The sequence below is a fragment of the Mesorhizobium sp. PUT5 genome, from assembly GCF_052216645.1.
In the GTDB taxonomy this organism is placed as follows: Bacteria; Pseudomonadota; Alphaproteobacteria; order Rhizobiales; family Rhizobiaceae; genus Mesorhizobium.
On the sequence record NZ_JBQOSO010000003.1, the window covers coordinates 2,960,231 to 2,979,448 of the forward strand.

Sequence of the window (19,218 nt, forward strand, 5' to 3'; positions counted from 1 at the left end):
CCTTGCACATCCTGGCCACCACATCCGCCTCGCTCGACGACCTTGTCGAGCCGGTCGACCTGCGGCAGCAGCCGGCGGACATGGTGGCGCTGTCCTTCACCGACAGCGATCTGGCCGGACTGGCCGCCGCATGGTCGGCGCAGTCGGACCGCCTGCCCGCGCTGCGGCTGGCGGCCCTGCGCGACCTGCGCCACCCGATGTCAGTGGACCTGTGGGTCGATAGCGTGGCGCGGCACGCCAAGGTGATCCTGGTGCGCGTTCTCGGCGGCTACGACTGGTGGCGCTACGGCTGCGAGCGACTGTCGGCGCTGGCGCGCGAACGCGGCATCGCGCTCGCGCTTCTGCCGGGCGAAGGCAACGACGATGCGCGCCTTGCCGAAGCCTCCACCCTGCCGCAGGCGGAACTCGCCGCGCTGCTCGCCTATTTCCGCCAGGGCGGCCCGGCCAACATGGCCGCACTGGTGCGCCGCATGGCCAGCCTCGCCGGCCGCGACATCGAGGCCGCCGCGCCGGCGGAGGTGCCGAAGGCCGGATATTACGAGCCCGGACAGGGTGTGGCCGACGCGCCGTTTTCCCTCCCCCTCGAGGGGAGGGTCCGGCCGCAGGCCGGGGGTGGGGTCGCCGCGGCCGCGCTCCAGGAAACGTCGCGCACTGCCGACGCGCCCCCCTCCGCCGCCTTTGGCGGCACCTCCCCCTCAAGGGGGGAGGAAAGCCCCCTCGTCCCCATCCTCTTCTACCGCTCCATGCTGCTGGCGGCCGACACCGCGCCCATCGACGCGCTGGCCGACGCGTTGCGGAAGAACGGCGTCGTGCCGGTGCCGATCTTCGTGGCGAGCCTCAAGGACCCGGCTTCGCTTGCCTTCGTGGAACGCGCGCTGGCCGCGCTGCGGCCTGCCGCCATCGTCACCGCCACCGCCTTCGCCTGCGGGGCCGAGCCCGGCGTGGAGACGCTGTTCGACCGCACCGGCGCGCCGGTCTTTCAGGTCATCGTCGCCACGACCCGCCGCGACGCCTGGGAGACGAACCAGCGCGGCCTCGCGCCGGCCGATCTTGCCATGCATGTGGTGCTGCCCGAACTCGACGGGCGCATCCTTGCCGGCGCCGTCTCCTTCAAGGCCGAAGCACAGGCAGACGCCGCGCTGGCCTTCCGCGCCTTCGCCAACCGGCCCGAGCCCGACCGCGTGGCGCAGGCAGCCGGGCGCATCGCCGCCTTCCTGCGCCTGCAGGCCACGCCGCCCGCCGAGCGCCGCATCGCCATCCTGATGCCGCACTATCCGAGCGCGCCCGGCCGCACCGGCTACGCCGTGGGACTGGACGTGCCGCAAAGCGTGCTGGCCATGCTGCACGACCTGAAGGAATCCGGCTATATCGTTGACGGGATTCCGCAATCGCCGCGCCAATTGCTGGATTTGCTGGAAACGGGCTGCAGCGGACCCGCTTCGGAAGCCTATGCCGATTTCTTCCGCGCCCTGCCGGCGCTGCCGCGCGCGGCGATCGAGAAGGCGTGGGGCGATCCTGCCGGCGCCTTCACCTTCGGCGCCGCGACCTTCGGCAACGTCACCGTGGCGCTGGCGCCCGACCGCGGCCGCTTCGAGGACCGCCGCGCCGACTATCACGACGCCACCCTGCCGCCGCGGCACGAACTCGTCGCCTTCGGCCTGTGGCTGCAGAAGGAACTCGGCGTCCACGCCATAGTGCATGTCGGCGCCCACGGCACGCTGGAATGGCTGCCCGGCAAGACGGTGGCGCTGGGACAAAACTGTTTTCCGGAGATCGTGACCGGCCCGTTGCCCGTGGTCTATCCCTTCATCGTCTCCAATCCCGGCGAGGCGGCGCAGGCAAAACGCCGCATCGCGGCCGTGACGCTGGGCCACCTGCCGCCGCCGCTTGCCGCGGCCGGGCTGGACGAGACCCGGCAGAAGCTGGAGCGGCTGGTGGACGAATACGCCCAGGCCGACGGGCTGGACCGCCGCCGCCGCGACCGCCTGGCCTGGCTGATCGTGGAAACCGCGCAGAAGACCGGCCTTGCCGCCGAGGCGGGTGTCGCCGGCACGGACGCGCCCGACGAGGCGCTGCGCCGCATCGACGCCTGGCTGTGCGACCTCAAGGACTTTGCCATCAAGGACGGGCTGCATGTCTATGGCCGCGCAGCGCCCGGCGAGGCCGATCCACTGCGCCTTGCAAGCGCTGCCGCCGAGAAGGCGGCGCTTCTTTCCGCGCTCGACGGCCGCCATGTTCCCGCCGGCCCGTCCGGCGCGCCGGCGCGCGGCCGCATCGACGTGCTGCCCACCGGCCGCAACCTGTTCGCGGCCGACCCGCGCACCATGCCCACACCCACCGCCTTCGACCTCGGCAAGGCAGCAAGCGACGAGATCGTGCGCGCCTACATGCAGGACCACGGCGACTGGCCGCGCTCGCTGGTCATCGACCTGTGGGGCTCGGCCTCGCTGCGCACCGGCGGCGAGGAGATCGCCCAGGGGCTGGCGCTGATGGGCTGCCGCCCGCAATGGGACGCCGCCACCGGCCGCGTCACCGGCATCGAGGTGCTGCCGCCGGCCGTGCTGGGCCGCCCGCGCGTGGACGTGACGTGGCGCATCTCCGGCCTGTTCCGCGACATGTTCCCCACCCAGATCGCCCTCATCGACGCTGCGGCGGCGGCCGTTGCCGCCCGCGACGAGGACTGCTCGGAAAACCCGCTGGCGGCCGCCACCCGCGCCGGGGGCAAGCGGCAGCCGCGCATCTTCGGCTCCTCGCCCGGCACCTATGGCGCCGGCGTGGAAAGCCTGCTCGCCGGCGGCGGCTGGCAAAGCCGCGAGGAGATCGGCCACGCCTATCTCGACGCCGCCAGCCATGCCTATGGCGGGGCCGAGGGTGAAGGCACGCGGGCGCCGGGCGCCTTCGCCGGCCGCGTCGCCGAGGCCGACCTCCTGGTCCATACCGGCGACGATCCCGGTCGCGACATCCTCGAAGGCTCGGCCGACGTCGCCTTTATCGGCGGCTTTTCGGCGGCCCTTGCCGCGCTGGGGAAAAACGCCGACGTGATCGTGCTCGACACCACCGACCCGCACAAGCCGAAGCCCCGCTCGGTTTCCGAAGCGGTGGCCCGCGTGGTGCGGGCGCGCGCCGTCAATCCGCGCTTCATCGCCGGCCAGATGCGGCACGGCCCGCGCGGCGCCTCCGAATTCGCCGAGACGGTGGACCGGCTGATCGGTTTCGCCGAAACCACGCATGCCATTGCGGGCAGCCTCATCGAAGCCGTCCACGACGCCTATCTGGGCGACGCGGACGTGCGCGCCTTCCTGCTGCGCGAGAACCCGGCGGCCGCCAAATTCATCGCCGAGCGCTTTGCCTCGGCGCGCCGGCACGGCCTGTGGCATCCGCTGCGCAATTCCGTCGACGCCGATCTGGAAGCCCTGATCGAGGCAGCCGAGGCTCCATCCGCCTCACCCCCACCCCTTACCCCTCCCCACAAGGGGGAGGGGAAATCTGAGGCGCCGGCGACCCCCTCCCCCTTGTGGGGAGGGGTAAGGGGTGGGGGATGCCATGAAACACCGAAGGCAGCCGAATGAGCGCCCCCGCACTTCGGGGCGCCTGCCCCGCGCTTTCAGCCCCGATGCCGACCGGCGACGGCCTGCTGGCGCGGCTCAACCCCATCGCTGGAGGATTTTCGCCCAACGCCCTGATCGGACTCTGCGAATCCGCGCTGCATCACGGCAGCGGCGTCGTCGAGGTCACCGCGCGCGGGTCCGTGCAGGTCCGAGGTTTGACGGAGCGAAGCGCGCCGCTGCTGGCGGCCGATGTGGACGCGCTGGGCATTGCCGTGCGCACCGGCGTGCCGGTGGAGACCGGGCCGCTGGCGGGGCTGGACCCGGACGAGATCGCCGATCCGCGCCCGCTCGCGGAAGAAATCCGCGCCGCCGTCGCGGATGCCGGCCTTGCCGCCTGCCTCGGGCCCAAGGTTTCCGTCGTGGTCGACGGCGGCGGCCGCATCGACCTTTCCGGCATCATCGCCGACGTGCGGCTCGCGGCCGTCGCGCAGAACGGCGAAGCGCTCTGGCACCTATCCATCGGCGGCGATGCCGCGATCGCGACGCCGCTCGGCACGCTCGCGCAAGCCGATGCCTGCGCCGCCGCCCTTTCGATCCTCGGGAAGGTCGCCGCTCTCGGTCGCGCGGGGCGGGCGAGAGATCTGGCCGACGCGCCCCGCATCAATGCGACAATACCCCTCTCTGGCAGGCCCCAGCAGGAGGGCAAGGCGGTGGCCGTCTTCCCGCTCAATGATGGCACCTTCGCCCTCGGCATCGCCCTGCCCTTCGGCTCGATGCCGGCAAAGACCCTCGTCGCCCTGGCACAACAGGCGAAAGGCCTCGGCGCCGCCGAAATCCGCCCCGCCCCGGCGCGCGCGCTGCTGTTGCCCGGCCTTTCCGCCGACGCCTGCCGCCTGCTGCGGGAGATCGCCACCGGGCTCGGCTTCGTCACCGACCCTGCCGACCCGCGCCTGTCGATTTCCGCCTGCCCCGGCGCCCCCGCCTGCGCCTCCGGCCGCATCGCCACGCGCGACATCGCAACAGCCCTCGCCGCATCCGCCCCCGACCTTCTCGACGGCTCCTTCGCGCTGCATGTCTCCGGCTGCGCCAAGGGCTGCGCGCATCCCGGCGCCGCGGCGCTCGCGCTGGCGGGCAGCGGCGATGGCACGGCGCTTGTCGTGAACGGAACGGCGGGATCGCCGCCGGCCGCTATAGTGGCCAACGACGAGGTCCGGCACGGCCTGCGCCGCATCGCATCGCTGGTGCGCGGGGCACGGGGACGGCAAGAAACCGCCGCCGCCTGTCTCGCCCGGCTCGGCGCGACGAACATCGCAACCGCCTTCGCACAGGAATGAACATGCCCGCCTATGACTATATCCGCGACGGCACCGCGATCTACGAGCGCTCCTTCGCCATCATCCGCGAAGAGGCGGACCTTGCCCGTTTCCCGGCCGAGGAGGCCGGCGTGGCGGTGCGCATGATCCATGCCTGCGGGCAGGTCGAGGCGGCGAAAAGCTTCGAGTTCAGCCCGGGTTTCGTTGCGGCCGCGCGCGCGGCGCTGGCGGCCGGCGCGCCGATCTTCTGCGACGCCGAAATGGTGGCGCATGGCGTCACCCGCGCCCGCCTGCCGGCCGGCAACGAGGTGATCTGCACGCTGCGCCACCCGCGCACGGCGGAAATCGCCGAAGAGATCGGCAACACCCGCTCGGCCGCCGCGATCGACCTGTGGGGACCGCGCATGGCCGGTGCGGTGGTGGCCATCGGCAACGCCCCGACGGCGCTTTTCTACCTTCTGGAAAGGTTGCGCGACGGCGCCCCGAAGCCCGCCGCCATCATCGGCATGCCGGTGGGTTTCGTCGGCGCGGCCGAATCGAAGGAGGCGCTGGCTGAAGATCCCCATGGCGTGCCCTACGCCATCGTGCGCGGCAGGCTGGGCGGCAGCGCCATGACCGCCGCCGCCCTCAACGCGCTGGCGAGGCCGGGCCTGTGAGCACGCCAGGTTCATACCCCCACCCCTGTCCCCTCCCCACAAGGGGGAGGGAGACGACTTCGCAGCCGTCGCAATCACTGTCTCCTGCGTCGTCTCCGGCGTCCAGGCAAGGCAGAACCGCCGCCCGGTTCCCTTCCCCCTTGTGGGGAGGGGTCAGGGGTGGGGGTGAAGTATCGCGGTGCGTGGAAAGGAAGGCGTCATGATAGGCACCATCGCATCCGGCCGGCTGATCGGCGTCGGCACCGGTCCCGGCGACCCGGAGCTTCTGACGCTGAAGGCGGTGCGCGCGCTGGAAGAGGCCGACGTGGTGGCGCATTTCGCCAAGCGCAATGCCAATGGCAACGCCCGCGCCATCGTGGAGAGCCTGCTGAAGCCCGGGGTCGTGGAATTGCCGCTGCACTATCCGGTCACTACCGAAATCGACAAGGACCACGACGACTACAAGGCGCAGATCCTCGCCTTCTACGAAGAGTCGGCAGCCAAGGTAGCCGGCCATCTCGAAGCCGGCCGCACCGTTGCCGTGCTGTCGGAGGGCGACCCGCTTTTCTACGGCTCCTACATGCACCTGCATGTGCGCCTCGCCCACCGCTACCCGACGGAGGTGGTCCCCGGCGTCACCGCCATGTCCGGCTGCTGGTCGCTGACCGGCGAGCCGATCGTGCAGGGCGACGACGTGCTGACGGTACTGCCCGGCACGATGAGCGAGTTCGAGCTGACGCGGCGGCTGGCCGACACCGACGCCGCCGTCATCATGAAGGTGGGGCGCAACCTGCCCAAGATCAGGCGCGCGCTGGCCGCCGCCGGCAGGCTGGAGCGCGCCCTCTATGTCGAGCGCGGCACCATGGCCAACGGCGCCGCCATGCGGCTGGCCGACAAGGGCGACGATGCCGCACCCTATTTCAGCATCATACTGGTGGCGGGTTGGGCGGCGCGGCCCGGCATGCGGGCTTCGGGAGTGGTGCTGTGAGCGGGCGCCTCACCGTCGTCGGCCTCGGGCCGGGCAATGCCGGTCAGGTGACGCCGGAAGCCGGCAGCGCCGTGGCCGAAGCCGCCTTCCTCTACGGCTACAAGCCCTATCTCGACCGGCTGGACCTCGGCCCGCACCAGCAGGCGGTGGCCTCCGACAACCGCGAGGAACTGGCCCGCGCCAGGGAAGCCCTTGCCAGGGCGGCCGAAGGCCACGCGGTGGCCGTGGTGTCCGGCGGCGATCCGGGCGTCTTCGCCATGGCCGCCGCCATATGCGAGGCCATCGAGGCCGGACCGCCGCAATGGCGCGCGCTCGACATCGCCATCATGCCCGGCGTTACCGCCATGCTGGCCGTGGCCGCCCGCTGCGGCGCGCCGCTCGGCCACGACTTCTGCGCCATCTCGCTGTCGGACAATCTCAAGCCCTGGGACCTGATCGAACTGCGCCTTTTGGCGGCGGCCGGCGCCGGCTTCGTCATCGCGCTCTACAACCCGATCAGCAGGACGCGGCCCTGGCAGCTCGGCCGCGCCTTCGAGGCGCTGGCCGCCGTTCTGCCCGGCACCGTGCCGGTGATCTTCGGCCGCGCCGCCGGCCGGCCGGACGAGCGCATCGAGGTGGTGCCGCTGGCGCTGGCCGACCCCGCCAAGGCCGACATGGCCACCTGCGTCATCATCGGCTCGCCAGAGACCCGCATCATCAGGCGCGACGGCCGGCCGGCGCTGGTCTATACGCCGCGTTCGGCGACGGGCCCGGTCAGATGAGCGGCCATCGCAACCAGTTCGTCCACGCCTGCCGCGGACGGCACCTTCGGCAGAGCCGGCCGGCGGATCATCACCACCGCGATGCCCAAGGCCCGCGCGGCCGCGATCTTGCCGTAGGTGGCCGCGCCGCCGCTGTCCTTGGACACGACGGCGTCGATATGGTGCTCGGTGAGCAGCGCGCGCTCGTCGTCCTCGCGGAACGGACCGCGCGCCAGGATATATTGCGCATGCGGCACGGCGAGCGGCGGCTCGACCGGATCGACGCTGCGGATGAGGTAATGGTGCTGCGGCGCGGCCGCGAAGGCGCCGACCTCCTGCCGGCCGAGCGACAGGAACACATTGCGCGGCGCCGTCCCCAATGCCTGTACCGCGCCCGCCACATCGTCCACGAGCGTCCAGCGGTCGCCGGGCGCCTGCTCCCAGCCGGGGCGGCGCAGCGCCAGGATCGGCACGCCGGCCAGCCGCGCGGCTTCGGCCGCATTGGCCGAGATGCGCGCCGCATAGGGATGGGTGGCGTCGATCAACAGGTCGAAGGCGTGTTCCGCCAGATGTCGCGCCAGCCCGCGGGCGCCGCCGAAGCCGCCGCTGCGCGTGGGCACGCCCTGCGCGGCCGGGCTTTCCGTGCGGCCGGCCAGCGACAGCACCACGGTCAGCCCCGGGCGGGCGGCCAGCGCCGCCGCCAGTTGCCGGGATTCCGTGGTCCCGCCCAGTATGAGGATGCGTTTGACCGTCATGTCCGCTGAAGTCCGCGCGCCCTGGCTCACCATTGTCGGCATCGGCGAAGACGGTTTAGCCGGTCTCGGCGACGAGGCCAAGCGCGCCGTCGCGCAGGCCGAATTCGTCTTCGGCGGCGCGCGCCATCTTGTCCTCGCGCAATCGCTCGTCAAGGGCGAGCAGCATGGCTGGCCGGCGCCCTTCGATGCGGAAATGCATGAAATCCTGGCGCTTGCCGGCCGCAAGGTCTGCGTGCTCGCCTCGGGCGACCCGTTCTTCCATGGCGTCGGCGTGACGCTGGCCAGGAAGGTGCCTGCGGCCGAAATGCGTGTTTTGCCTGCACCGTCCTCCGTCTCCCTGGCTGCAGCCCGCCTCGGCTGGGCCTTGCAGGAGATCGAGACGGTGTCGCTGCACGGCCGCCCGCTCGACCTGATCCGGCCGCTGCTGCATCCCGGCGCGCGGCTCTTGGCGCTGACTTCGGACGGCGGCGCACCCGCCGCCATCGCGGCCTTGCTGACCCGGCTCGGCTTCGGCGCCTCGCGCCTCACCGTGCTGGAGGCGCTGGGCGGCGGGGACGAAAGAATCCGCGGCGCACGCGCCGACGCCTTCGGCATCGAAAACGTCAATCCGCTCAACGTGCTGGCACTCGAAGTCGAATCATCGCGCGAGGCCCGCATCCTGCCGCTGGCGCCGGGGCTTGCCGACGACCTGTTCGAGCATGACGGGCAGATCACCAAGCGCGAGACCCGCGCCCTCACGCTTTCCGCGCTGGCCCCTCGGCGCGGCGAGCTTTTGTGGGACATCGGCGCCGGCTCCGGCTCCGTCGGCATCGAATGGATGCTGGCGCACCCTTCCTTGCGTACTATCGCCGTCGAGGCGAACGCGGAGCGCGCCGCCCGCATCCGCCGCAACGCCGCGGCCTGCGGCGTGCCCGGCCTTGCCGTCGTGGAAGGTGCTGCGCCTGAGGCGCTTCAGGGGCTGGCGACGCCTGACGCCATCTTCATCGGCGGCGGCGGCAGCGACGAGGGCGTGCTGGAGGCGGCTGTGGAGGCCCTCTCTCCCGGCGGGCGGCTGGTGGCCAATGCGGTGACGCTGGAGATGGAGGCGCTGCTGCTTTCCCGCCACGCGACGCTGGGCGGCGGCCTGACGCGCATCGCGATTTCGCGCGCGGCCCCGGTCGGCGCCATGCAGGGCTGGCGGCCGGCCATGCCGGTGACGCAATGGAGCTGGAAAAAGCCATGATGGTCGCGGGGCTCGGTTGCAGGAAGGGCGCGAGCATGGAGGACGTGCTGGCGGCGATAGACGCCGCATTGGCGGCACATGCGCTTTCGCCCGCCTCGCTTTCGGCGCTGGCCACCGCCAAGTTCAAGCAGGACGAGGCGGCCATCGTGGCCGCCGGCCGGCGCCTGCGCCTTCCCGTGCTGCTGGCCGACGATGCGGCATTGCGGCTCGTATCGCTGCGCGCCCTGACGCGCTCCGAAGCCTCGCTGGCGGCTTCCGGCACGCCTTCCCTTTCCGAGACGGCGGCGCTGGCCGGCGCCGGGCAGCATGCGCGCCTGCTCGGCCCCCGCACCGTGCTCGGCCCCGTCACCTGCGCCATCGCGGAGAGCGCCCCATGACCGTGCATTTCATCGGCGCCGGGCCGGGCGCGGCCGACCTCATCACCCTGCGCGGCGCGCGGCTGCTCGCCTCCTGCCCCGTCTGCCTCTATGCCGGCTCGATCGTCGCGCCCGAGCTTCTCCAGCATTGCGCGCCCGGCACGAAGCTCGTCGACACCGCGCCGATGTCGCTGGACGAGATCGAGGCGCAATATCTGGCCGCCCATGCCGCGGGCCAGGACGTGGCACGGCTCCATTCGGGCGACCTGTCGGTATGGAGCGCAGTGGCCGAGCAGATCCGCCGGCTGGAGCGGGCCGGCATCGGCTATACGCTGACCCCCGGCGTGCCGGCCTTCGCCGCCGCGGCGGCAGCGCTCGGGCGCGAACTGACCATCCCGGAAGTGGCGCAAAGCCTGGTGCTGACCCGCGTTTCCGGCCGGGCCTCGAAGATGCCGCCGGGCGAGACGCTGGCCGGCTTCGGCCGCACCGGGGCGACGCTTGCAATCCATCTCGCCATCCACGCGCTCGACAAGGTGGTGGCCGAACTGACCCCGCCCTACGGAAGCGATTGCCCCGTCGCCATCGTCTTCCGCGCCTTCTGGCCGGACGAGCGCATCGTGCACGGCACGCTGGGGACGATCGCGGAACGGCTCGCCGCCGACCCGATCGAGCGCACGGCCGTCATCTTCGTCGGCCGCGCGCTGGCCACCACGGATTTCACCGAAAGCTCGCTCTACGACGCTCATTACCAGCGCCGTTTCCGCGGGAGGGAGGGGCTTTGAGCGCCATGGACAAAGCGCTGCTTGGCGATGCGCTCGCCCGCCTCGACCTGCCGCTGCGCACGCTCCAGCCCGGCCATGTCTGGCTGGTCGGCGCCGGGCCGGGCGATCCCGGCCTGCTCACGCTGGACGCGCTTTCCGCGCTGGCGCAGGCCGATGCGCTGGTGCATGACGCCCTCGTCTCGCCCGAAATCGTCGCCGTCGCCGCGCAGGCGGAAAAATTCTACGTCGGCAAGCGCGGCGGCCGCCTCTCCATCCCGCAGGAGGAGATCAACGCGCTGCTGGTGCGGCTGGGCCGCGAGGGCCGCAAGGTGGTGCGGCTGAAGGGCGGGCACCCCTACGTGTTCGGGCGCGGCGGCGAGGAGGCGCGGGCGCTGGCGCAGGCCGGCATCGCCTGCCGCGTGCTTGCGGGCATCACCTCCGCCTTCGGCGGCCTCACCTCGGCCGGCATCCCGGCCACCATGCGCGGCGTCAACGGCGCGATCATCCTCGCCACCGGCTTCGCCGCCGTCTCCGACGACCGGCCCGACTGGGCAGCCCTTGCCCGCACCGGCCAGCCCATGGTGATCTATATGGGCCTGACCCACATGGAAACGACCGTGGCCGACCTCATCGCCGGCGGGCTTGCGCCCGACATGCCCGCCGCCCTCATCGAGAACGCGACGCTGCCGCAGGAGCGTACCGTGACGGCCACGCTCGCCACGCTGGTGGAGGCGGCGGAGCGCGAGAACATCGTGTCTCCCGCCCTCATCGTCGTCGGACGGATCGTCGCGCTACGCGCGGAACGGGAGGGCGCGCCGTGACCGCGCGGGCCATCGTCATCGGCGCGCCGCGCTCCGGCTCCGGCAAGACCAGCGTCACCATCGGCCTGCTGCGCGCCTTCGCCCGGCGCGGCGTGCGCGTGCGCGGCGCCAAATCCGGCCCCGACTATATCGATCCGGCCTTCCACGAAGCCGCCACCGGCCTTCCCGGCGTCAATCTCGACAGTTGGGCCATGGCGCCGCCGCTGCTCAACGCGCTTGCCGCGCAGGCGGCCTCCGAGGCCGACCTCGTCGTGCTGGAAAGCGCCATGGGCCTGTTCGACGGCATCCCGGCGGCCGCCGGCCGTTCCGGCGCGGCGGCCGACCTTGCCGCGCTCTATCGCCTTCCCACGCTGCTGGTGCTCGACGTGTCGGGCCAGTCCACCACGGCCGCCGCCGTCGCCAAGGGCTTCGCCACCTATCGCGACGACGTGCACATCGCCGGGGTGGTGCTGAACCGGCTGGGCAGCGAGCGGCACCGCAGGCTCTGCACCGAGGCGATCGAGGCGCTCGGCCTGCCGGTGGTGGGCGCGGTCATGCGCGACCCGTCGCTCACCGTGCCCGAGCGCCATCTGGGGCTGGTGCAGGCCGGCGAGCACCCCGACCTCATGGCCTTCATAGACCGCATGGCCGACATGGTGGAACGTTCGCTCGACCTCGACGCGGTCATGCGGCTGGCGGCTCCGCTCAGGCCGTCCGGAGCCGATTTCAAGGCAGCGCTTGCCCCGCCCGGCCAGCGCATCGCCATGGCGCAGGACGCCGCCTTCAGCTTCGTCTACCCGCATGTCGTGCGCCGCTGGCGCGACCAGGGGGCCGGGATCGTGCCCTTCTCGCCGCTGGCCGACGAAGCGCCGGACAGGGACTGCGACGTCTGCTGGCTGCCCGGCGGCTATCCCGAGCTGCATGCCGGCAGGCTGGCCGCGGCCGAGAATTTCTGCGCCGGCATGCGGGCCTTCGCCGAGGCGAAGCCGGTGCATGGCGAGTGCGGCGGCTTCATGGCGCTGGGGCAGGCGCTGGAGGACGCCGACGGCGTGGCCCACCGCATGCTCGGCCTGCTCGGCCATTCCACCAGTTTCGCAAGGCGCAAGATGCATCTCGGCTACCGGCAGGCCCGGCTCGCCGCCGACTGCCCGCTCGGGCCTTCCGGCAGCCTGATCCGCGGCCACGAATTCCACTACGCGCAGGTGACGGACCCCGGCAGGGATGCGCCGCTGGCCCATCTTGCCGATGGCCAGGGGACGCCGCTGGGGCCGGCCGGCGGCCGGCGCGGCCGCGTCAGCGGCACCTTCTTGCACGCCATCGCGAGGGATGCATGAACGGTCTCGACCCCCGCCGCCTCGCCGACGACGTGGCGCTGTGCCTCGTCTTCTTCACGCGCCTGCCGCTGCCGCGCCTCGGCTCCAACGGCCGCATGCTGGCGCAGGCCATATGGGCGGCGCCGGTCGCCGGCTTTGCCGTCGCGCTGATCGGCGCGGTCGCCTATGAGGTGGCGACCCAGCTCGGCCTCGCCGCCGGGCCGGCCGCCGCGCTGACACTGGCCGCCGGCATGCTCGCCACCGGCTGCCTGCACGAGGACGGCCTGTCCGACGTGGCCGACGGCTTCGGCGGCGGGGTGACGCGCGAGCGCAAGCTGGAGATCATGCGCGACAGCCGCATCGGCAGCTACGGCGCCGCGGCGCTCGGCCTGTCGCTGCTGCTGCGCTGGAGCGCCTTGGCCGAGTTCCCGGGCCCCGTTTCCGTGCTGGCAGCCCTCATCGCGGCCCATTGCGCCTCGCGCGCCCTGCCCGGCGCCTTCATGCACCTTGTGCCGCGCGCCCGCACGGACGGCCTTTCGGCCGCCGCGGGCGAGGTGACGCAGAACGTCGCGCTGGCGGGCGCCGCACTCGGCGCCGTCTCGCTGCTCGTGCTCGGCATCCATGCGGCGGTCGCCGCGCTGGTGCTGCTTGCCCTGATCTTCTTCGGTTTCCGCTGGCTGTGCCTGAAGCAGATCGGCGGCCACACCGGCGACACCGTGGGCGCGTTGCAGCAATTGGCCGAGATCGCCGTGCTGCTTGTCGCCTCGGCCTTCCTTGCCTGATTCGGTTTCGGAGATTTTTGCCCCATGCCTTTCAAATCGCTTGAGGAACTGAGCGCCGCCTGCCTCGATCTTCCAGCCGGAGACGACGAGGCGGCCGCGGCGGTGGCGCGCCGCCAGGACACGCTGACCAAACCGCGCGGCAGCCTCGGCCGGCTGGAGGAGATCGCCGCCTGGGCCGCGCGCTGGCAAGGCCGCGCCACGCCAAGGCTCGACCGGGTCAAGGTGCTCGTCTTTGCCGGCAACCATGGCGTCACCGCCCGGGGTGTGTCTGCCTATCCGGCGGAAGTGACCGTGCAGATGGTGGCGAACTTCGCCGCCGGCGGCGCCGCGATAAACCAGCTTGCCCGCGTGGCGGGTGCGGAACTCGACGTCGTTGCCCTCGACCTCGATCGCCCCACCGGCGACTTCACGCAAGGACCTGCGATGGACGACGAGGCGTTCCTGTCTGCCGTCTCAGCCGGCCATGACGCCATGGACGGCGACATCGACCTCGTCTGCCTGGGCGAGATGGGCATCGGCAACACCACGCCGGCCGCCGCGATTTCAACCGCCCTGTTCGGCGGCGCGGCGCAAGACTGGACCGGACGCGGCACCGGCGTGGACGACGCCGGAATGAAGCGCAAGGTCGCGGCCATCGAGGCGGGGCTGGCGCGCCATGCCGCCGCCCTGCCCGACCCGCTGAAGCTCGCCGCCGCGCTCGGCGGACGCGAGCTTGCCGCCATCTTCGGCGCGACTCTGGCCGCGCGCCGCCGCAACGTGCCGGTGCTGCTGGACGGCTTCGTCTGCACGGCGGCGGCCGCCCCGCTGGCGAAACTCCATCCCGCCGGCCTTGCGCATGCGCTCGCAGCCCATGTCTCGGCGGAGGCCGGCCACCGCAGATTGCTGGAAGCCCTGAACCTTCCCCCGCTGCTCGACCTCGGCATGCGGCTGGGCGAAGGGTCCGGCGCCTGCCTCGCCGTCAACATCCTGCGCTCGGCGCTGGAATGCCACGCCCGCATGGCGAGCTTCGCCGAAGCCGGCGTGTCGGACAAGTAACCGTTACCGCACGGGCGGCACCGGGCTCGGGTGCGGCGGGGGCGCCGGCGGCGGCTGCTGGTCGGGCTGCGGATCGGGAAACGGTTCCGGCGTGGGGCCGGGCCTGCCGGCGCTCCTCAAGGCCTTTCCGGTGGAAATCCGGACGATCATCATGGCGCATTCTCCCTTCGCCATCGGGAACATGTTGCGGCCGCGGATGTTCCGCTCCGTCGCCGCCGGGCGGAATTTTCCATCGCAGGCCGCGTCTCTCCATGCGCTCGATCAACAAACGATAACTTTTCCGTTTTCTGCCGTCTTCCGCATCGGTGCGACCCTATATGCCTTTGCGGGCCGAGTAGCGCCGGCGATGGTGGGGGTCATCGCGACCCGACGAAACCAGACGGCCCGGCCTCGGAAAGCGGATAGCTTTGCCGCTTTCTTTACGAAGAGGAGATGCCATCATGCGCTCTTTCACGCCAAAAATCATCGCAGCCGCAGCAGTCCTGGCGGCGCTGCCGATCTCGGGGGCTCACGCGGCACACCGCCACCATCGCCCAGCGGTGGACACCCAGGCGATAACCGCCGCCGTGCCGATGGATAAGGAGGCAAGGGCCGCCTACGACCAGTTGCAGGGCGTCAGGCAAGGCATTCTTGAGGCAAGGGAGCTTGGCAAGATCACGCCCGAACAGGCCCATGGCCTGCTGATGGAGGCCGACGGGCTCCATGCCGCCGCGTTGCGGTCCGGTGGTGGAGAGAGTGCGCTCTTCGGGCAGATCAATGACCTGGATCAGCGCCTGCAGGACATGACCGGCCAGGGGACTTATATCGGTGACGGTTCGGACGGCGGCTACTACCCGAACGGCTGACGCCGGCCGATTCGACGACGCGGCGCTTCCGGAACACATCCCGGGAGCGCCTTCTTTTTGACAGCTCTCGGCAGCGCGGCACCGGCCGCCTGGCCGAAATTCCGGCTTGCCGGCGGCGTCAGTATCCGATCGCCTTGCCCGCGGTGGCACGACTGTCGATGGCCCCGTAGTAGTGCGCGCCGGTGCCTGCCTCGATCTCGTTCAGGTCCCGGCCTCCGACGAGGATGCCCGCCGCCTCGCCCCAGATGGTCCAGTCCGGGTCGATGCCGACGTCATACCCCATCCCCGCGAGCAGCCTGAGCGTGTCCGGCGACAGGGCGCGGGGCTCCATATAGACCTTGTCCGGCAGCCACTGGTGATGGATGCGCGGCGCGTCGATCGCTTCCTGGAGGTCCATGCCGTGATCGACGACGTTCATGATCGCCTCCAGCGTGATGGTGATGATGCGCGACCCGCCCGGGCTGCCGATCACCATGAACGGCTTGCCGTCCTTCGACACGATGGTCGGGCTCATCGACGACAGGGGCGATTTGCGCGGCTCGATCGCATTGGCCTCGCCCTGCACCAGCCCGTAGAGGTTCGGCACGCCGGGCTTGATCGTGAAGTCGTCCATCTCGTTGTTGAGCAGGATGCCCGTGCCTTCCGCCACCTTGCCGATGCCGAATGAACCGTTGAGCGTATATGTGACGGCGACCGCATTTCCGTCCTTGTCGATGATCGAATAATGCGTGGTCTCCTTCGACTCGGCGCCGCCCTCGACCTTCAGCGACTTGCTGATGCCGGCCCGATACGGGTCGATGCGGGAGCGGATTTCTTCGGCATAGGCCTTGCTGGTCAGCCTGGCGACGGGATTGTCGACGAAGTCCGGGTCGCCGAGCGCGGTGTTGCGGTCGACATAGGCATGGCGCATGGCCTCCACCATCAGCCGCACGGTCTCGGCCGAACCGTAGCCCAGATACGATATCGGATAGCCTTCGAGCACGTTCAGGATTTCACAGATGATCAGCCCGCCCGAAGACGGCGGAGGCGACGAGGCTATCTCGTAACCCCTGTAGGTGCATTTCACCGGCTCCAGTTCGCGCACCTGGTAGCGCTCGAAGTCCTCCTTCGCCAGGATGCCACCGCCGGCCGCGCTGGCCTTCACGATCAGATCGGCGATTTCGCCCTTGTAGAAGGCGTCCGTGCCGTTTTCCGAGATTGCCGTGAGCGACTTGCCGAGATCGGCCTGCACCAGTCTCGCGCCGAGTTCCAGCGGCTTGCCGTCCTTGAGGAATATCTTCGCCGCCGCCGGATCCTTCGCCAGCATGTCGTTGCCGTCGGCGAACGAGGCGATGTCGCCCGGCTCAAGCACGAAGCCCCTGGTCGCCAGGTCGATCGCCGGAGCCAGCAGGTCCTCGCGCTTCTTCGTCCCGTATTTTTCCCGCGCGGTCTCGAGCCCGGCGACCGACCCCGGAACGCCGACCGCCAGATAGCCGTCCGTGCTCGCGCCGGGGACCGGATTGCCGTCCTTGTCGAGATACATGGTCTTGGTGGAAGCCAGCGGCGCGCGCTCCCGGAAATCGAGGAATGCGGTCTTGCCGTCCTTCAGCCGAATGGTCATGAAGCCGCCGCCGCCGAGGTTGCCTGCGGTCGGGTAGACGACGGCAAGCGCATAGCCGACCGCCACGGCGGCATCGACGGCGTTGCCGCCGCTTTTCAACACATCGACGCCGACCTGGGAGGCCAGATGCTGGGCCGTCACCACCATGCCGTTCTGTCCCTCGGCAGGCGCGGGCGAAGCCGCGAATGCGTCCGGCGCCAGCGCAATGCCCAATGTCAGGCCGACGGCGAGGGAAAGCCGCCTCAGTTCGAGTTGCTGCATGTCCTCCTCCTGTTGTTACCGCTGCGGGAACGGAGAGCGGTATCGCGCCAGCATTGGCGCGCGGCGGAGCGAATGCAAGCGCCCCGCCTCAATCAACCGTCCGCCGGTGCCCTGCCCGATGTGGCCATGTTCACACTCTCTGCAAGGAATTGCGTGCGGCAGGGCGCCCGTTCCCGATCCAGGCTTGCCTCGATCCGCACACCGCTCTACAGCGTCGCGCAAGCGAGGGAATATCGATGCGAGAACAACTCAGGAAGCTCGCGCAGCTTTTGCGCGAGGAACAGAAGAAGCTGTTGGTCGCGGCGGCGGCCGCCGGCACCGTCCCGAGCCAGAGCACCCTTCAGCGCGTGGCAACCCTTGAGCTGAACATTTCGGCCATCGAAAACACGCTGGAAGAAGCGGGCGAGTAGCCGCGAGCGCGCGCCCGGCTCCGTGGCGTTCAGTGCGAATTCTTTTACCGAAAAAACCTAGCGTTCATCATGCGTTTAGGGGAACGCGCCAAGATGGCGCCTTCCTGAAATCTGGGGACCGATCATGCCGACAGCCCGGCACTTTGCCTTCCGCACATTGTTCGCATCCGCATGTCTGGGCGGCCTCGTCACGGCCATTTCGGTCGTGCTTCCCGACGCGGCTGCCGCGCAGCGCATAGAGCGCTGTGCCCAGGAAGGCGAAATCTGCCGGCTGCCCTATCCCGCAGAGGTCGTCTATGGCGCGTGGGGGCGGACCTCTTCGCGCTTCATCGACGGTACATCGGTTCCCTGCACCAACCGGGTCTTCGGCGACCCTATTCCGGGCGTGAGCAAGGAATGCTTCATCGTGCTGAGCGAACGTCGCGGTCACGACAGGAACCGCGATCGCCGCGATCCGGGCGGCGACGGCTGGACGGCCTGCGCCAGGGAGCATGAATTCTGCGATTTCCGCGGCCGCAAGCGCGTCCGATACGGTGCCAACGGCCGGTTCACCGAAGACGTGTTCCGCAACGGCGTCCGCTGCGACAACCGCAGCTTCGGCGACCCTGCGCCCGGCGTCAGCAAACGCTGCTACATCCAGCGGTAGCCGCTCCGGCCCATCCGCCGGCATCGCCTGCCCACCTAGGAGGATTGGCTGCGACCCCCGATTGTGCCATGGCATCGAAAATGGCGGGGGATGCGGCATGCTCGATCGGCGCGGTCAAGAATCCGGAAACGGCTTCAAGCATTTCTCGACCAGGGAATTGCGGCCGGGCGAACGCTTCGACTACTGGCGCAGCCTGTTTCCGAGAATAAATCTGAAACTGGACGCCGACGGCGCGGAACGCTTTGCGGGCGACGCGCTGCTGCACACCGACGCCCGAGGGGCGACCGTCGGCTACAGCGCCAATGCCGGCGTCGTCGCCGGCAGGACACGCGGCGACAGCGACTTCATCATGATCAACGCCACCATGGCGGGCGCGACGCGCGTGCGGCGCGGCCATGGCCCCGCCGTCGAAGCGACCGCGGCAACCGGCATCGGCATCTACGACGCCAGCCAGCCGCTCTCCACGCTTTCGCAGGACCACGCCCATGTCTACATCGCCTTGCCGCGCGCCGTGGTGATCGAAGGTCTCGACGGAGACGTCGGCTTCCTTCACGAAGGGCCCTTGAGCCTGCCGCGCAGGGGCCTCACCCGCTCGCTGCATGAGCACCTGCATATGATGGCGCGCGATGCCGCGCATCTCGACGCCGCCGCCACGCGGGTGGCCATGCAGGTCGCGGCAGATCTCGCGCTCGGGATTCTGGCCTCGGAACAGGCGACGAGGATTTCGTCCGGATTATCGGACCACGCCGAGGAGCTGCGCGACAGGGCGATGCGGTTCATCCACCAGCACTATGCCGATCCGTCGCTGGTTGCGGCCACGGTCGCCTATCATCTCGGATGCTCGCGCGCCCATCTCTACCGCGCATTCGCACAGGCAGGACAGAGCGTCGGCGAGGTGATCCGCTCGGTGCGCGTCGCCCGCGCCTGCGCGCTGCTAAAGGCGCGCCCTCCGATCCCGCTTGCGCGGATCGCGATGCTGTGCGGCTACGAGAGCGTGAACGGCCTCAGCCGCGCCTTCATGCGCGGAGCCGGGACCACGCCCGCGCGCTTCCGCGCCGAGCGCATGGGCTAGGGCCCTGACCCCAGACCATGGTGCCGAAAAGTGTGAAGCGGCTTTCGGACGACACCATGGTCTATCTAATTGATTTTGCCGCATGTATGCGACGCCAAGTGATTCCACCTGGCTGCAACATGCTCTAACGGCGCGC

The 19,218-nt window shown here is 70.5% G+C and carries 18 protein-coding genes; 16 read left to right on the forward strand and 2 right to left on the reverse strand.

The window, feature by feature from the left end; all coding sequences use genetic code 11:
- Nucleotides 1-2 precede the first annotated feature (2 nt).
- From cobN to ACTDI4_RS15945, 5 genes are all read left to right on the forward strand, one after another.
- Nucleotides 3-3,569 carry a cobaltochelatase subunit CobN gene (gene cobN, locus ACTDI4_RS15925; RefSeq protein WP_442842065.1) on the forward strand — a complete coding sequence of 1,189 codons (3,567 nt, stop codon included), beginning with the start codon at nucleotides 3-5 and terminating at the stop codon, nucleotides 3,567-3,569.
- On the forward strand, nucleotides 3,566-4,882 hold the full coding sequence (gene cobG, locus ACTDI4_RS15930; protein ID WP_442842066.1) for a precorrin-3B synthase: 1,317 nt from the start codon (nucleotides 3,566-3,568) through the stop codon (nucleotides 4,880-4,882). Before cobN ends, cobG begins: the two co-directional genes overlap by 4 nt.
- A 2-nt stretch (nucleotides 4,883-4,884) precedes the next feature.
- Entirely contained in the window at nucleotides 4,885-5,517 is a 633-nt protein-coding gene (locus tag ACTDI4_RS15935; protein ID WP_442842067.1) for a precorrin-8X methylmutase, read from the forward strand.
- A gap of 199 nt (nucleotides 5,518-5,716) precedes the next feature.
- Entirely contained in the window at nucleotides 5,717-6,484 is a 768-nt protein-coding gene (locus tag ACTDI4_RS15940; protein WP_442842068.1) for a precorrin-2 C(20)-methyltransferase, read from the forward strand.
- On the forward strand, nucleotides 6,481-7,245 hold the full coding sequence (locus ACTDI4_RS15945; RefSeq protein ID WP_442842069.1) for a precorrin-3B C(17)-methyltransferase: 765 nt from the start codon (nucleotides 6,481-6,483) through the stop codon (nucleotides 7,243-7,245). The genes ACTDI4_RS15940 and ACTDI4_RS15945 overlap by 4 nt, the downstream gene beginning before the upstream one ends.
- On the opposite strand, the gene ACTDI4_RS15950 is transcribed toward ACTDI4_RS15945, so the two are convergent.
- The gene (locus ACTDI4_RS15950) at nucleotides 7,209-7,979 is read right to left on the reverse strand and encodes a cobalt-precorrin-6A reductase (protein ID WP_442842070.1); all 771 of its coding nucleotides are present in this window, start codon (nucleotides 7,977-7,979) and stop codon (nucleotides 7,209-7,211) included. The genes ACTDI4_RS15945 and ACTDI4_RS15950 overlap by 37 nt on opposite strands.
- Between ACTDI4_RS15950 and cbiE the strand changes: the two genes are divergently transcribed.
- The 8 genes from cbiE (at nucleotide 7,978) to ACTDI4_RS15990 (ending at nucleotide 15,093) form a co-directional block, all read left to right on the forward strand.
- Nucleotides 7,978-9,201, forward strand: a complete 1,224-nt coding sequence (gene cbiE / locus ACTDI4_RS15955; protein WP_442842071.1) for a precorrin-6y C5,15-methyltransferase (decarboxylating) subunit CbiE — start codon at nucleotides 7,978-7,980, stop codon at nucleotides 9,199-9,201. The two genes, ACTDI4_RS15950 and cbiE, sit on opposite strands and share 2 nt — an antisense overlap.
- Nucleotides 9,198-9,578: a cobalamin biosynthesis protein gene (locus ACTDI4_RS15960; protein ID WP_442842072.1), complete on the forward strand. Its 381-nt coding sequence runs from the start codon at nucleotides 9,198-9,200 to the stop codon at nucleotides 9,576-9,578. The genes cbiE and ACTDI4_RS15960 overlap by 4 nt, the downstream gene beginning before the upstream one ends.
- Nucleotides 9,575-10,339, forward strand: coding sequence for a precorrin-4 C(11)-methyltransferase (gene cobM / locus ACTDI4_RS15965; protein WP_442842073.1), 765 nt, complete (start codon nucleotides 9,575-9,577; stop codon nucleotides 10,337-10,339). Before ACTDI4_RS15960 ends, cobM begins: the two co-directional genes overlap by 4 nt.
- Nucleotides 10,340-10,344: 5 nt before the next feature.
- Complete coding sequence (gene cobA, locus ACTDI4_RS15970) at nucleotides 10,345-11,139, forward strand: uroporphyrinogen-III C-methyltransferase (protein ID WP_442842074.1); 795 nt, start codon at nucleotides 10,345-10,347, stop codon at nucleotides 11,137-11,139.
- Nucleotides 11,136-12,452 carry a cobyrinate a,c-diamide synthase gene (locus ACTDI4_RS15975; RefSeq protein ID WP_442842075.1) on the forward strand — a complete coding sequence of 439 codons (1,317 nt, stop codon included), beginning with the start codon at nucleotides 11,136-11,138 and terminating at the stop codon, nucleotides 12,450-12,452. The genes cobA and ACTDI4_RS15975 overlap by 4 nt, the downstream gene beginning before the upstream one ends.
- On the forward strand, nucleotides 12,449-13,213 hold the full coding sequence (locus tag ACTDI4_RS15980) for an adenosylcobinamide-GDP ribazoletransferase (protein ID WP_442842076.1): 765 nt from the start codon (nucleotides 12,449-12,451) through the stop codon (nucleotides 13,211-13,213). The genes ACTDI4_RS15975 and ACTDI4_RS15980 overlap by 4 nt, the downstream gene beginning before the upstream one ends.
- 24 nt (nucleotides 13,214-13,237) lie before the next feature.
- A complete protein-coding gene (gene cobT / locus ACTDI4_RS15985) occupies nucleotides 13,238-14,248 on the forward strand; it encodes a nicotinate-nucleotide--dimethylbenzimidazole phosphoribosyltransferase (RefSeq protein WP_442842077.1) in 1,011 nt (336 codons plus the stop codon).
- A 440-nt stretch (nucleotides 14,249-14,688) separates the two neighbouring features.
- Nucleotides 14,689-15,093, forward strand: coding sequence for a hypothetical protein (locus ACTDI4_RS15990; RefSeq protein ID WP_442842078.1), 405 nt, complete (start codon nucleotides 14,689-14,691; stop codon nucleotides 15,091-15,093).
- Between the two features lie 118 nt (nucleotides 15,094-15,211).
- Here ACTDI4_RS15990 and ggt read toward each other — a convergent pair whose 3' ends face one another.
- Nucleotides 15,212-16,954 carry a gamma-glutamyltransferase gene (ggt, locus tag ACTDI4_RS15995; RefSeq protein WP_442842079.1) on the reverse strand — a complete coding sequence of 581 codons (1,743 nt, stop codon included), beginning with the start codon at nucleotides 16,952-16,954 and terminating at the stop codon, nucleotides 15,212-15,214.
- Nucleotides 16,955-17,190: 236 nt separating this feature from the next.
- Between ggt and ACTDI4_RS16000 the strand changes: the two genes are divergently transcribed.
- The 3 genes from ACTDI4_RS16000 (at nucleotide 17,191) to ACTDI4_RS16010 (ending at nucleotide 19,082) form a co-directional block, all read left to right on the forward strand.
- Nucleotides 17,191-17,364 (forward strand): hypothetical protein, encoded by a 174-nt coding sequence (locus ACTDI4_RS16000; RefSeq protein WP_442842080.1) that lies wholly within the window; start codon nucleotides 17,191-17,193, stop codon nucleotides 17,362-17,364.
- A 205-nt stretch (nucleotides 17,365-17,569) separates the two neighbouring features.
- Nucleotides 17,570-18,010 carry a hypothetical protein gene (locus ACTDI4_RS16005; RefSeq protein ID WP_442842081.1) on the forward strand — a complete coding sequence of 147 codons (441 nt, stop codon included), beginning with the start codon at nucleotides 17,570-17,572 and terminating at the stop codon, nucleotides 18,008-18,010.
- A 97-nt stretch (nucleotides 18,011-18,107) separates the two neighbouring features.
- Complete coding sequence (locus ACTDI4_RS16010; RefSeq protein WP_442842082.1) at nucleotides 18,108-19,082, forward strand: AraC family transcriptional regulator; 975 nt, start codon at nucleotides 18,108-18,110, stop codon at nucleotides 19,080-19,082.
- Nucleotides 19,083-19,218 lie beyond the last annotated feature (136 nt).

What these genes read in the sequence shown, in the direction of transcription:
- ACTDI4_RS16000 (WP_442842080.1), top strand. Translation starts at nt 17,191, where the DNA reads ATGCGAGAACAACTCAGGAAGCTCGCGCAGCTTTTGCGCGAGGAACAG.
- cobA (WP_442842074.1), top strand. Translation starts at nt 10,345, where the DNA reads ATGGACAAAGCGCTGCTTGGCGATGCGCTCGCCCGCCTCGACCTGCCG.
- cbiE (WP_442842071.1), top strand. Translation starts at nt 7,978, where the DNA reads ATGTCCGCTGAAGTCCGCGCGCCCTGGCTCACCATTGTCGGCATCGGC.
- ACTDI4_RS15980 (WP_442842076.1), top strand. Translation starts at nt 12,449, where the DNA reads ATGAACGGTCTCGACCCCCGCCGCCTCGCCGACGACGTGGCGCTGTGC.
- cobT (WP_442842077.1), top strand. Translation starts at nt 13,238, where the DNA reads ATGCCTTTCAAATCGCTTGAGGAACTGAGCGCCGCCTGCCTCGATCTT.
- ACTDI4_RS16010 (WP_442842082.1), top strand. Translation starts at nt 18,108, where the DNA reads ATGCTCGATCGGCGCGGTCAAGAATCCGGAAACGGCTTCAAGCATTTC.
- ACTDI4_RS15960 (WP_442842072.1), top strand. Translation starts at nt 9,198, where the DNA reads ATGATGGTCGCGGGGCTCGGTTGCAGGAAGGGCGCGAGCATGGAGGAC.
- ACTDI4_RS15935 (WP_442842067.1), top strand. Translation starts at nt 4,885, where the DNA reads ATGCCCGCCTATGACTATATCCGCGACGGCACCGCGATCTACGAGCGC.
- cobM (WP_442842073.1), top strand. Translation starts at nt 9,575, where the DNA reads ATGACCGTGCATTTCATCGGCGCCGGGCCGGGCGCGGCCGACCTCATC.
- ACTDI4_RS15950 (WP_442842070.1), bottom strand. Translation starts at nt 7,979, where the DNA reads ATGACGGTCAAACGCATCCTCATACTGGGCGGGACCACGGAATCCCGG.
- ACTDI4_RS15990 (WP_442842078.1), top strand. Translation starts at nt 14,689, where the DNA reads ATGCGCTCTTTCACGCCAAAAATCATCGCAGCCGCAGCAGTCCTGGCG.
- ACTDI4_RS15940 (WP_442842068.1), top strand. Translation starts at nt 5,717, where the DNA reads ATGATAGGCACCATCGCATCCGGCCGGCTGATCGGCGTCGGCACCGGT.
- cobG (WP_442842066.1), top strand. Translation starts at nt 3,566, where the DNA reads ATGAGCGCCCCCGCACTTCGGGGCGCCTGCCCCGCGCTTTCAGCCCCG.
- ggt (WP_442842079.1), bottom strand. Translation starts at nt 16,954, where the DNA reads ATGCAGCAACTCGAACTGAGGCGGCTTTCCCTCGCCGTCGGCCTGACA.